This window comes from Pigmentiphaga sp. NML080357 (assembly GCF_002188465.1).
Taxonomy (GTDB): Bacteria; Pseudomonadota; Gammaproteobacteria; order Burkholderiales; family Burkholderiaceae_B; genus Pigmentiphaga.
Genome location: NZ_NINW01000058.1, coordinates 18,262 through 30,083 on the forward strand (window position 1 = coordinate 18,262; position 11,822 = coordinate 30,083).

An 11,822-nucleotide genomic window follows, 5' to 3' on the forward strand; every position below is an offset into this window, starting at 1 on the left:
ACTTATGCCGCACGGACCTGCACCCGCATGCCGCCCAGGCCGTCGACCGACACGTCGATGACGTCGCCCGGGTGCACCGGCCCGACACCCTCAGGCGTACCCGTGTAGATCAAGTCTCCGGGATGCAACGTATAGAACGACGATGCCATCTCGATCAATTCCGGTATGCCCAACACCAGGTCGCGGGTGTTGGCCTGCTGGCGAAGCTCGCCGTTCACCGTGAGGCGGAACCCCAGCTCGCCGGGCGAAGACACCGCGTCCGCAGTCGTCAGCCACGGCCCCAGCACGGAATAGGTATCGATGGACTTGCGGAAGCTGCGCTCCTCCGGCCCACGCGTGGTCATGTCGAGCCCGACGCAATAGCCAGCGACGTACTCGTACGCGCGAGCGGCCGGAATGTCCCGCCCTTTCTTTCCGATCACCACGACCACTTCGGCCTCGTGATCGTTACGGCGGTTCAGGTGCTTGAGCGCGACCCCCTCAGACTGGCCGACCAGGGAGCTCGTCGCCTTTAAGAACACGCCCACCCGCTGGATTTCGCCCACCTGGTTGCGGTGGTGGATCTCCGCATCCTCCCGGGCTTCGGCCAGGTGCTTCAGATAATTGACCGGCGCCGCAATGATTTTCCCTGGGCTTGCGACCGGCGCCAGCAAAGAGACCTCCTCCAGCGCGAGCGTCTTCGCGGCCGGCAACAGCTCCGTCGCCCTCGCCACAACCTCCTTCAAGTTCGCAATCAGCGGGTCAAAACACGGAAGCGGGTAGCGATATGCCGGAAGTACGTCCAAAGCTTCGGTCACGTCCTTGACCTGACCGCCTTGGACGATTCCCAGTCGGCCTTCGTTGAAACGGCACAATTGCATCGATGTCTCCCAGAGTGCGTGAAGTACGGGCACTTTAGGGTTGGCATGATATTGCGTCAATTATCAGTGCCATATATAGTCCATTAATAAATACAAATATTGGCCATGAGCAAACTAGACCTAAAAGACTTGGCGCTCCTGGACGAACTCGCGAAGACCGGGGCCGTATCCGCCACCGCCGTCGCACTAGGCCTGAGCCAACCCTCCGTCAGCATCCGCCTGGGGAGGCTGCGCCAGCACTTCCGCGACCCGCTGTTCGTGCGCACGTCCAACGGCATGCAACCCACGCCGCGCGCCGCCGCACTGGTTCCTGCCGTCCAGGCAGCACTCGCGTTATTCAACGGGACTGCAGGCCAAGAGCCGGAGTTCGACCCGGCCACGTCCGACCGGACGTTCAGGATCTGCATGACCAATACCGGTCAAATGGTGGTGCTGCCGAAATTGCTCAACCGCCTCAGCCAGGTTGCCCCCAACATTCGCATCGAAGTCAGGGACCTGGACGACGACACCCCGCGGAAACTCGAAACAGGCGAAGCGTCGCTGGCCATGGGCTTTACGCTCAACATGCAGGCAGGCTTCCACCAGCAGAAACTGTTCAGCGAGCATTACGTTTGCCTGATGCGCAGCGGACATCCGCGCATCCGGAACAAACTCACGCGCGAACAATTCGTCAACGAAAAGCACGTGGCCGTCATAACATCCGGCACCGCGCATTGGATGCTGGACAAAGCCATTGAGGAAGCCGGCGTCACCCGCCAGATTGCGCTATGGGTCCCTTCCTTCCTGGGCCTGGAAGAGATCATTGCCAAGACCGACTTCATCGCCCTCGCCCCCGTCCACCTTGCCCAGATCATCGCCGCGCACGGCACGATCAAGTTCCTGGAAGTGCCCATTGCTTTGCCCTCCTACCTCGTGCGCCAATACTGGCACGACCGCTATCACCGGGATGCCGGGTGCCGCTGGCTGCGGTCGGTAGTGGTGGATCTGTTCAGGAATTGATGGCGCGAGTCCGGCCGTCGATGTGACCGCCTGGAGACAGCCTCCCTCGCGCTTGCCCAACCGTGCCGCGATCCAGTAGCCTGTCCATGGCACTCCCGCCAACCCCAGGAGCGAAGATGGACACGGACAACATCTACGAAGCCCTTCGTGTCAGCCATGACATCCAACGCAAGCTTTGCCGACGCTTGCTCCGTGCATCACCGCAAGGCGGGAAGCGACAGGAAATCTACGCCGAACTCAAGATCGAACTCGCCGCCCATGCGGCTGCCGAAGAGCGCTATTTGTACGCTCCGATCTTGATGGATGACATGGGGCTCAACTCATCGCGCCATGCATTGGCCGAGCACCACGAAATCGATGAGCTCGTCGAAAAACTAGGCAAGGCGGAAGCAACCGGCGGAGAGTGGCTCGCCGCCGCCAAGAAATTGTCCGAAGAGGTTCATCATCACCTGAAGGAGGAAGAAAGAAAGTTTTTCCAAGTCTCGGGGAAGATCCTGACCGAAACCCAAAAATCCCGCCTCGCCCGACAGTACAACAAGGATTATGAACGGATGAAGGTCGTGCTGAGGGGGTGAGCCTTGGCTGGCCTCAACGCCATACCTTAGAAATCCATGGAAAACACAATGGTTCGAAAATCGTCGAGGCGGGGCGCTGCGCGCCTATGCCGAGACGCCATCTGTGCGGTGTTGCTTGCAGGTTCTAATCTCTCCAGTGCAGCCTCCACCGACTCCGCGCCTGTTTACGACCCGGAGTACCAGCAGGTCATCCTCAAGCACCAGGCCAAGAAATTCTCCGACCAACAGCTGCGCGATTTATGGGCAAAGGCAGGAGCGGAACGGGAAGCCTTGTTGAAGGAATCCCAGAGGGAGCACGACGAGTATTGGGCAACGCGAAAGAAAACCCTCAGCCTCTGCAAAGACGTCGCCTTCGAGACCAAAAACCCAGGGACGTGCAAACGCGCGACCATCACCCCGATCGGAATCAGCCTAGGCCCCACCGCTCCTCCTCAGCAACTCCTGTATGAGCGCTATGTCATGGGTGAATGCGGACGGGTGGGCATCGCGAGAGCAAAAGAGCTAGGCTGCTTTCCGGCCGGGTATGAGCCCAGGATAGTTAAACCGTAACCATCATCCACCTGACCCCTTCCCCTAGGTTGTTGGGGTTTCGCCACCGCCACAATCACCGGAACGGTACGACTGCTCATTCAGGCCACAAGCGCCGCGCAGGTCGTGCCGACCGATGGAGTGTGCGCCACTCGCCCTACGTTTACCTCGAACCGCCTCGGTAGGTCGCTACTTGCGCGTGGATTTTCTGCACATCCTCGCCCGCCTTGTCGCGTGCCTTTTTCATGCCATCGAGGGCGCCCCCGAGCACAAGACCTTCTCGTTCGTCGCCCTCGTTCAGTTGAGAAATCGCCTCTAAGAACTGAAGCGACTGTTGCAACCTATGAAGAAAATTCAACGCCGGACGGGCAATCACTGCATACGGAAGCTCATGAAAAGGAATGCGCATCATCGTTTCTTCTGCAACACGCATGGGCCGCACCCTGAGATGAGCTTCATGAATGCGATTAGCTAGCGACTCCTCGCCCTCTATTGCGTCGACCGCCTTGCAAATAGCTCCATGGAAAACATCAATCATTTCCCCTGCGGCGCGAAGTTGCATCACGCGTTCTTCAGCGGCCTGCTTCCGTCGCGCTTCAGTTTGCTGACGAGCTATTCTTCCGGCCCAATATATTGCAGCAATGGAGCCAACGGCCTGAATCCAGGCAGCCGCGGTGTTTGCCGCTTCCCTATGCCACCCAAACACAGCCGACCAAACGGCGACCAGCGCCGCTCCCCCGACGACATAGGCCATGCCGATAATGAAACGATCCATACGCCACCCCCGGCGGGGATCGTATTTCATGGTCGGTGCCCTGTCATGAGGGAACACCCCATCCTGCTCAGCGCCGGATGGGCTGAGCGATCCTCGACGGCAGGCGGGGGGCGAGGACTTCAGGGTGCACGGCCGGCGCCACACGCGGGCGAGCTGGCGCGTGGATGCTGGAACTCCCCCTGGTGAGGCTGAAGGAAGCGGAGGGTGGGAGACGATAGAGATGGTGCGGAAGTATGCCCATCTCGCGAGAGAGTTACCTGGCCACGCACGCAAACGTGGTCACGTCTCGTCCACGGCAGGCCAGATCAATGGCAGTGGAAACAAAAACGCCGCCTGGCCGGGCGGCGTAATTGCCTGATTTTTTTAGTAAAACTGGCGGAGAGGGTGGGATTCGAACCCACGGTACGGGGAAACCGTACGCCTGATTTCGAGTCAGGTACATTCGACCACTCTGCCACCTCTCCGTGCACCTTAGGGCGCTTGCCTGGGTCGTGGCGAACCAGACAACAGCCCTAAACTATAGCACGAAACAGGGTGGTTTGTCTCCGCAAGGCTAATCCGTGATCTTTTTGTATACCGTCAGCCCCAAGACCAGGAAGATCACGAAAAGGATGAGGAACAAGAAGAACAGGAACTTGGCGATGGCGGCCGCGCCCGCGGCGATGCCGGTGAATCCGAACAGCGCCGCAATGATCGAAATGACGAAAAATATCAATGCCCACTTCAGCATGGCTAGCTCCTCCCGGGGGTGAACATGCATCTACCCTAGCCTAGGCGTTAGCGGGCCGCGCGCCGCGATTGTTACGGAGTGAGTCGCTCCAAGCCGCCCATGTACGGCCGCAGTGCCTGGGGCACGACGATGCTGCCGTCGGCCTGTTGATAGTTTTCCAGCACGGCCACCAAGGCTCTCCCTACTGCGAGGCCCGAACCGTTGAGCGTATGCACGAGTTCCGGTTTGCCCTGGGCGTTGCGGAAGCGCGCCTGCAGGCGCCGAGCCTGGAAGGCTTCACAATTGGACACTGAGGAAATCTCGCGATACGTGCCCTGGGCCGGGAGCCAGACTTCGAGGTCGTACGTCTTGGCGGCGCCGAATCCCATGTCGCCAGTGCACAGCAGCACCACGCGATACGGAAGTTCCAGTTTGCGCAAGACGTTCTCCGCGTGGCCAACCATTTCTTCCAGCGCCTCGTAAGAGCGCTCGGGATGAACGATTTGCACCATCTCGACTTTGTCGAACTGGTGCTGGCGAATCATGCCCCGCGTATCGCGACCGGCGCTACCCGCCTCCGAGCGGAAGCACGGCGTATGGGCGGTCAGTTTGATGGGTAGCGCATCGGCGCTGAGAATCTCGCCGCGGACCGTGTTGGTGAGCGTGATCTCGGACGTCGAGATGAGATAAAGCTCTTCCCGAGGTACCGGATTGCCGTTTTCGTCGACCGACTCGCCGCCTTTCGTGACCCAGAACATGTCGTCCTTGAATTTGGGCAGTTGGCCGGTGCCCACCAAAGTTGCCGTATTAACGATGTACGGCGTATAGCATTCGGTGTAGCCGTGCTCGCCCGTCTGGACGTCCAGCATGAACTGCGCAAGCGCGCGATGCAGCCGTGCGATGGGGCCGCGCATGAGCGTGAAACGCGAGCCGGACAATTTGACCGCGGTTTCGAAATCCAAGCCCAATGGTTCGCCCAGCGCCACGTGATCCTTGGGTTCGAAGGGCAACGGCGCCGGATCGGCACCGGTGGGGCTCCAGCGACGCACTTCGACGTTGTCGTCGCTGGATGCGCCGTTCGGGACGCTGGCGTGTGGCAGGTTGGGAACGGCGAGCAGCAGCGCCTGCATGTGGCGCTGGATGTTCGCGAGCTCTTCCTCCAGCGCTTTCAGGCGGGCCGGAATGGCCTGCGATTCGGCCAGCACGGCGGACGCGTCCTCGCCCTTGGCCTTGAGCATGCCGATCTGCTTGGCGAGCATATTGCGCCGTGCCTGCAGGTTTTCCGTCTCCGTCTGCACCGACTTGCGCCGCGACTCGAGCGAGTTGAAACCATCGAGGTCTAGCGTGTAGCCCCGGTCTTTGAGCCGGGCGGCCACTGCCTGGATGTCTTTGCGCAGCAGAGCGATATCGAGCATGGGAAAAGCCGTGGTGAGAAAATAAGGGGGATGACGCCGCCTGGGGGCGCAGCCCCCGGCGATGAATCTTTCATTTTAGCCTCCCCGGAAACGCTCAGCCCATGGACGCCAAGGCCGCAGGCTGGGACCCAGTGCCGGAGCCCTTTCCGAACGCGTCAACCCTTCTTCGCTTCCTTGTCCAGTTCGCGCAGGAAAGCGAGCTTCTGGGCGATCTTGGCTTCCAGCCCGCGGTCGGTCGGTTGATAGAACGTGGCCCGCACGCCCTCGGGGAAGTAGTCGACGCCCGCCGCATAGGCATGTGGCTCGTCGTGCGGATAGCGGTACTGCTTGCCGTGGCCCAATTGCTTGAGCAGTTTGGTGGGCGCGTTGCGCAGGTGGATGGGAACCGGCGCGGTACCGTGCTCGGCCACGAAACGCCGCGCTGCGTTGTAGGCGGTATAGACCGCGTTGGATTTCGCCGCGCATGCCAGGTAGACGACGGCCTGCGCGAGCGCCAGTTCGCCTTCAGGCGACCCTAGGCGCTCATAGACTTCGGCCCCTGCCCTGGCGATGTCCAGCGCACGCGGATCGGCCAAGCCCACGTCTTCGACGGCCATGCGGATGATGCGGCGGGCGAGGTAGCGGGGATCCGCGCCCCCGTCGAGCATGCGGCAGAACCAGTACAGCGCTGCATCGGGGTCCGAACCGCGCACGGATTTGTGCAAGGCGCTGATCTGGTCGTAGAACGCGTCGCCGCCTTTGTCGAAGCGGCGCAGGTTTTGCGAAAGCGCCGTCTCCAGCCATTCCGTGTCGACCTTGGTGCGTCCTGCCCCACGCGCCGACTCTGCCACCACTTCGACGGCATTGATGGCGCGGCGCGCATCGCCGTCGGCCCACGCCGCCAGCTGCTGCTGCGACGCTTCGTCGAACTCGACGTCGCCCAGCATGGCGATGGCTTTGGCGATCAGCAGCCTAAGCTCGTCGGCACTGAGCGACTGCAGCACGTAGACCCGCGCCCGCGACAGCAGGGCCGAATTGACCTCGAACGAGGGATTCTCCGTCGTCGCACCGATGAAGGTGAAAAGCCCGCTCTCCACGTATGGCAGGAAAGCGTCCTGCTGGGCCTTGTTGAAGCGGTGGACCTCGTCGACGAACAGGATGGTGCGGCGCCCCTTCTGCTGGGCCGCCTGCGCCGCGACGACCGCATCGCGGATGTCTTTGACACCGCCCAGGACCGCGGATATGGCGATGAACTGGGCATCGAAGGCATGGGCCATCAAGCGCGCGAGCGTGGTCTTGCCCACGCCCGGCGGCCCCCAAAATATCATCGAATGCGGCCGCCCCGACTGGAAAGCCACGCGCAGCGGCTTGCCAGGCCCCAGAAGATGGCTCTGCCCGACCACCTCGTCCAGGGAACGCGGCCGCAAGCGCTCGGCCAACGGCGCGGATGCGCCGGGGGCCGATGCGGAAGAAGCGTCGTCTGGAAAAAGATCGGACATGCGCCGCTCCGATCAGCGTTGGCCGGCTGGCTGTCCGTCCATGCGCACTACGTCCGCGCCGGGCGGCGGCGTGAAACGGAAGGCGTCTTGCGGCAAGGGAGGATTGCGCTCAATGCCGCTGAAGGTGATGGCCGTAGTTTGGCCGAATGCGTCATGCAGTTCCAGCCGCACGGGCAGGCCGCCCTGGAAGGCGATGTCCATGCGCGAGAAGCCGGCGTCCGGACTTTTCGGGGTGGCGCGCAACCATTGCAGTCCATCGCGCTCGGGCTGCTCGACGAGCTCGAAGGATTGCTCGAGCGAGCCCGAGCCGAACAGGATCTGCGCGGGCGATGACCCGATGACCTCGCCAACCGGGCGCACGGTGACCTGGTTCAGGTCCGGATCGTATTGATACAACTGCTTGCCGTCCGAGACGATTAACTGTTCATAGGGCTTGGCGACTTCCCAGCGGAAGCGCCCGGGGCGCTGGAAGGAAAACACGCCGGACTGCACGGGCGCGGCCTGACCGGATGCCCCGCGCGTGACTTGGGAAAACTGGCCGCGAGCGGCCTGGGTGTTGCCCGCGAACGCCCGCAGCTGGTCGATGGCCCCCGCGCAGGCGAGTGTCGGGGCGGCCAGCAGTACAGCCAAGCCCGCCCCCGCGAAGAAACGCGCGAACCGGACGGCGGTATGGGGAAAAGGTGTCATGTAGGATTCTCCGTAGCGCAGCGCGGCGGGCATGACCGCTATTCGCCCTGGCTGGCGGGCACGAGGATCTCGCGGTTGCCGTTGGACTGCATCGCCGACACCATGCCCGAACGCTCCATTTGCTCGAGTAAGCGGGCGGCACGGTTGTAACCGATGCGCAAATGGCGCTGCACCAGCGAAATGGAAGCACGGCGATGCTTGAGCACCACCTCCACCGCCTGGTCATACATGGGGTCGGATTCGGAGTCCCCCATGCCGGTCACGCTGCCGAGCCCATCGCCGGTCTCGCCCTCGATGGCGCCCTCCAGGATGCCGTCCTCGTAGTTGGGTTCGCCCTGGGCCTTCAACTGCTCGACCACCCGATGGACTTCGTCGTCGGTCACGAAGGCGCCGTGGACCCGCGCCGGCAGCCCGGACCCCGGCGGCATGTAGAGCATGTCGCCCTGCCCCAGCAGCGCCTCGGCGCCCATCTGGTCCAGGATGGTGCGCGAATCCACCTTGGAGGACACCTGGAACGAGATGCGGGTGGGGATGTTGGCCTTGATCAGGCCGGTGATCACGTCCACGCTGGGCCGCTGGGTCGCCAGGATCAGGTGGATGCCGGCCGCGCGGGCCTTCTGCGCAAGCCGGGCAATGAGTTCTTCGATCTTCTTGCCCACCACCATCATCAGGTCGGCCAGCTCGTCGATGATGACCACCACCATGGGCAGCGGCTGCAGCGGCTCGGGGGAGTCGGGCGTGAGCGAGAACGGGTTCGGTATGGGCTCCTCGCGCTTGATGGCGTCGTGGATCTTGGCGTTGTAGCCGGCCAGGTTGCGCACGCCCAGCTTGCTCATCAGCCGGTAGCGCTTGTCCATTTCCGCCACGCACCAGTTCAGCGCGTTCGCCGCCTGCCGCATGTCGGTGACGACCGGCGCCAGCAGGTGCGGGATGCCCTCGTAGACGCTCATCTCGAGCATCTTCGGGTCGATCAGGATCAGCCGCACCTGGGACGGATCCGCCTTGTACAGCAGCGACAGGATCATCGCGTTGATGCCGACCGACTTGCCCGAACCCGTGGTGCCCGCGACCAGCAGGTGCGGCATCTTGGCGAGGTCAGCCACGACCGGCTTGCCGGCGATGTCCTTGCCCAGCGCCATGGTGAGCACCGACGAACTGCCGTGATAGGTCTGCGACCCCAGAATTTCTGACAGCTTCACGGTCTGGCGCCGCATGTTGGGCAGCTCCAGGCCCATCAGATTCTTGCCCGGTATGGTTTCCACCACCCGGATGCTGACCAGGCTGAGCGCCCGCGCGAGGTCTTTCGCGAGATTCACGATCTGGCTGCCCTTGACGCCGACGGCGGGCTCGATCTCGTAGCGCGTGACCACCGGCCCGGGCTGCGCGGTGACTACCGACACCTGGACGCCGAAATCCGCGAGCTTCTTCTCGATCAGGCGCGACGTGAATTCCAGGGTCTCGGTGGAGACGGTCTCCTGGCTGGCCGGCGGCGGGTCGAGCAGGCTCAGGGGAGGCAGCTGGCCGTCGCTCATTTCGGCGAACAGGATCTGCTGCTTTTCCTTCTCCACCCGCTCGGACTTGGGCACGACGGTGACCGCCGGCTCGATCCGCACCGGCTGCTCGTGAACCAGCTTCTCCTGCTTGGCGACCACGACCTCGGCCCGCGCCTGCACCGCGACCTCCCCCACCCGGCGGTCTTCGCGCGCCTGCCAGGCGTTCTTCAGGCGGCGGATGCTCCATTCCAGCCACGAGCCGACCCGCTCGGCCACCACCAGCCACGAAAACCCGAAGAACAGGCTGGCGCCGATGGCGAACAGCACGAGCAGCAGCAGCGTACCGCCGGTGTAGCCGAACGCGGAGGCGGCATACTTGGCGATGGTTTCGCCTATCATGCCGCCGCTGCCATGCGGCAAGGATTCGCCCAGCGAGCGCAGGCGCAGCGCCTCCAGGCCCACCGAACCGATCATCAGGGCGCCGAATCCCAGCCCCTGTTCCCAGCGCACGCGCTGCGGCACATCGGCTTCGGTGCCGCCGCGCAGGAATTGATTGGCCAGGCGCAGGTAGCTGGCATACACCCGCTGCAGCAGCAAGACCACCAGCCACCAGGCCGACGCGCCGATCAGGAACAGGATCAGGTCGGCCAGCCAGGCGCCGAAACGACCGCCGCTGTTGTGGACGCGGTCGATCTGCACCGCATGCGACCAGCCTGGATCGCCCGAGTTGTAGGTAGCCAGCACCAGGGTCAGGTAAACGGCCAGTGCGGCGAACAGGATCCAGCGCGCCTCGCGGAAAAGGCGCGACAGGCGGCCGGGCAAGGCGCTGGCGGAATTGCCGGCGGGTTGCGAATTGCGGGTATTCCCCGCGGTAGCGGTACGTGCCATAGGCTGATTATAAGTGTGCCGCGTCCGGTCCTGCCCCGCTACCCTATCGTTACGATAGAAAAACTCAAGCACATTGCAACAAGCCGAAAAATATAATGGCCTCCCTACGCGCCGACGCGCGCCCAGCATGGTGAGCCCCAGCCGCTGCGCGGCAGCCGCCCGAGGGGGCCTGGGCCCGCCTTGGGGCGGCCCGGCGCCGGGCCCCCGGGGTTGAAAACGGGGAATACCGGGATCACCTATGATGATGGTTGCGAATCGGCGCTGGGCGCCATGAACATGTTGAAACTATGAGCCAAGACAAACACGCGAAAGTCCTCATCCTCGGATCGGGGCCGGCCGGCTACACCGCCGCCGTCTACGCCGCCCGGGCCAATCTGTCGCCCATGCTGATCACGGGAGTGGAGCAAGGCGGCCAGCTCATGACCACCACCGAGGTGGACAACTGGCCCGCCGACGTCAACGGCGTGCAAGGCCCGGAACTGATGCAGCGCTTCCAGCAGCATGCCGAGCGCTTCAATACCGAGATCGTCTTCGACCACATCCATACCGCCCACCTCGGCCAGCGCCCGTTCAAGCTCGAAGGCGACTCCGGCACCTACACCTGCGACGCCCTCATCATCGCGACCGGCGCGTCGGCCAAGTACCTGGGCCTGCCCTCGGAAGAAAGCTACAAGGGCCGGGGCGTGTCCGGCTGCGCCACGTGCGACGGTTTCTTCTACAAGAACCAGGATGTCGCCGTGGTGGGCGGCGGCAACACGGCCGTCGAAGAAGCCCTGTACCTGGCCAATATCTGCAAGACGGTCACGCTCATCCATCGCCGCGATAAATTCCGCGCCGAACCCATCATGGTCGACAAGCTGAACGAGAAGGTCCAGGAAGGCAAGATCGTCCTGAAGCTCTTCAACGAGCTGCAGGAAGTCCTGGGCGACGACTCCGGCGTCACCGGCGCGCGCATCCGCAACAACCAGACGGGCGAAACCGAAGACCTCGCCGTCACCGGCGTCTTCATCGCCATCGGCCACCAGCCCAACACCGGGATCTTCAAGGGCCAGGTGGAGATGAAGGACGACTACATCATTACCCGCAGCGGCCTGAACGGCCTGGCAACCATGACCTCGGTGCCCGGCGTGTTCGCCGCCGGCGACGTGCAGGACCACGTCTACCGGCAGGCCATCACCAGCGCCGGCACGGGCTGCATGGCGGCCCTGGACGCGCAGCGGTGGCTGGACGGCGAAGCTGTGTAACACTCCCCCTACGCGCTTGCGCGCGCCCCCCAGGGGGCGATGCGGGTGGACCGGCGGAGCCGGATCCACCGCATCCTGGGTCTAGTATCGCTTTCTTGGATTGGTGCGCTGGGCTTTGTTGATTGCCGGCGTAGCTACGGGGCCGGCGCTCCTCCTCGAGGGCGGCGGCGG

Annotated in this window: 11 protein-coding genes and 1 tRNA gene; 4 read left to right on the forward strand and 8 right to left on the reverse strand. The window is 63.3% G+C overall.

Annotated elements, in window-relative coordinates; translation table 11 throughout:
* Nucleotides 1-2: 2 nt before the first annotated feature.
* The gene (locus CDO44_RS26300; RefSeq protein ID WP_087783239.1) at nt 3-860 is read right to left on the reverse strand and encodes a fumarylacetoacetate hydrolase family protein; all 858 of its coding nucleotides are present in this window, start codon (nt 858-860) and stop codon (nt 3-5) included.
* A gap of 105 nt (nt 861-965) precedes the next feature.
* Here CDO44_RS26300 and CDO44_RS26305 point away from each other — a divergent pair, with 105 nt between their 5' ends.
* From CDO44_RS26305 to CDO44_RS26315, 3 genes are all read left to right on the forward strand, one after another.
* On the forward strand, nt 966-1,859 hold the full coding sequence (locus tag CDO44_RS26305; protein ID WP_087783240.1) for a LysR family transcriptional regulator: 894 nt from the start codon (nt 966-968) through the stop codon (nt 1,857-1,859).
* A gap of 116 nt (nt 1,860-1,975) precedes the next feature.
* Entirely contained in the window at nt 1,976-2,434 is a 459-nt protein-coding gene (locus tag CDO44_RS26310; RefSeq protein ID WP_087783241.1) for a hemerythrin domain-containing protein, read from the forward strand.
* A gap of 48 nt (nt 2,435-2,482) precedes the next feature.
* Nucleotides 2,483-2,983 (forward strand): hypothetical protein, encoded by a 501-nt coding sequence (locus CDO44_RS26315; RefSeq protein ID WP_087783242.1) that lies wholly within the window; start codon nt 2,483-2,485, stop codon nt 2,981-2,983.
* A gap of 142 nt (nt 2,984-3,125) precedes the next feature.
* On the opposite strand, the gene CDO44_RS26320 is transcribed toward CDO44_RS26315, so the two are convergent.
* The 7 genes from CDO44_RS26320 to CDO44_RS26350 form a co-directional block, all read right to left on the reverse strand.
* A complete protein-coding gene (locus CDO44_RS26320; protein WP_144389601.1) occupies nt 3,126-3,767 on the reverse strand; it encodes a hypothetical protein in 642 nt (213 codons plus the stop codon).
* A gap of 343 nt (nt 3,768-4,110) precedes the next feature.
* Nucleotides 4,111-4,201, reverse strand: a tRNA-Ser gene (locus CDO44_RS26325).
* Nucleotides 4,202-4,290: 89 nt separating this feature from the next.
* Entirely contained in the window at nt 4,291-4,467 is a 177-nt protein-coding gene (locus CDO44_RS26330) for a DUF1328 family protein (RefSeq protein ID WP_087783244.1), read from the reverse strand.
* Between the two features lie 71 nt (nt 4,468-4,538).
* On the reverse strand, nt 4,539-5,861 hold the full coding sequence (gene serS, locus CDO44_RS26335; RefSeq protein WP_087783245.1) for a serine--tRNA ligase: 1,323 nt from the start codon (nt 5,859-5,861) through the stop codon (nt 4,539-4,541).
* A 155-nt stretch (nt 5,862-6,016) separates the two neighbouring features.
* Nucleotides 6,017-7,339, reverse strand: coding sequence for a replication-associated recombination protein A (locus CDO44_RS26340; RefSeq protein ID WP_087783246.1), 1,323 nt, complete (start codon nt 7,337-7,339; stop codon nt 6,017-6,019).
* Between the two features lie 12 nt (nt 7,340-7,351).
* The gene (lolA, locus tag CDO44_RS26345; protein WP_087783353.1) at nt 7,352-8,026 is read right to left on the reverse strand and encodes an outer membrane lipoprotein chaperone LolA; all 675 of its coding nucleotides are present in this window, start codon (nt 8,024-8,026) and stop codon (nt 7,352-7,354) included.
* 38 nt (nt 8,027-8,064) lie between these two features.
* Nucleotides 8,065-10,407 carry a DNA translocase FtsK gene (locus CDO44_RS26350; RefSeq protein ID WP_087783247.1) on the reverse strand — a complete coding sequence of 781 codons (2,343 nt, stop codon included), beginning with the start codon at nt 10,405-10,407 and terminating at the stop codon, nt 8,065-8,067.
* A gap of 287 nt (nt 10,408-10,694) precedes the next feature.
* On the opposite strand from CDO44_RS26350, the gene trxB reads away from it, so the two are divergent.
* A complete protein-coding gene (gene trxB, locus CDO44_RS26355; protein WP_087783248.1) occupies nt 10,695-11,651 on the forward strand; it encodes a thioredoxin-disulfide reductase in 957 nt (318 codons plus the stop codon).
* Nucleotides 11,652-11,822: the final 171 nt, after the last annotated feature.

Coding starts and splice junctions, on each gene's coding strand:
- lolA (WP_087783353.1), bottom strand. CDS start 8,026: ATGACACCTTTTCCCCATACCGCCGTCCGGTTCGCGCGTTTCTTCGCG.
- CDO44_RS26305 (WP_087783240.1), top strand. CDS start 966: ATGAGCAAACTAGACCTAAAAGACTTGGCGCTCCTGGACGAACTCGCG.
- CDO44_RS26350 (WP_087783247.1), bottom strand. CDS start 10,407: ATGGCACGTACCGCTACCGCGGGGAATACCCGCAATTCGCAACCCGCC.
- CDO44_RS26320 (WP_144389601.1), bottom strand. CDS start 3,767: ATGAAATACGATCCCCGCCGGGGGTGGCGTATGGATCGTTTCATTATC.
- trxB (WP_087783248.1), top strand. CDS start 10,695: ATGAGCCAAGACAAACACGCGAAAGTCCTCATCCTCGGATCGGGGCCG.
- CDO44_RS26315 (WP_087783242.1), top strand. CDS start 2,483: ATGGTTCGAAAATCGTCGAGGCGGGGCGCTGCGCGCCTATGCCGAGAC.
- CDO44_RS26310 (WP_087783241.1), top strand. CDS start 1,976: ATGGACACGGACAACATCTACGAAGCCCTTCGTGTCAGCCATGACATC.
- serS (WP_087783245.1), bottom strand. CDS start 5,861: ATGCTCGATATCGCTCTGCTGCGCAAAGACATCCAGGCAGTGGCCGCC.
- CDO44_RS26300 (WP_087783239.1), bottom strand. CDS start 860: ATGCAATTGTGCCGTTTCAACGAAGGCCGACTGGGAATCGTCCAAGGC.
- CDO44_RS26330 (WP_087783244.1), bottom strand. CDS start 4,467: ATGCTGAAGTGGGCATTGATATTTTTCGTCATTTCGATCATTGCGGCG.
- CDO44_RS26340 (WP_087783246.1), bottom strand. CDS start 7,339: ATGTCCGATCTTTTTCCAGACGACGCTTCTTCCGCATCGGCCCCCGGC.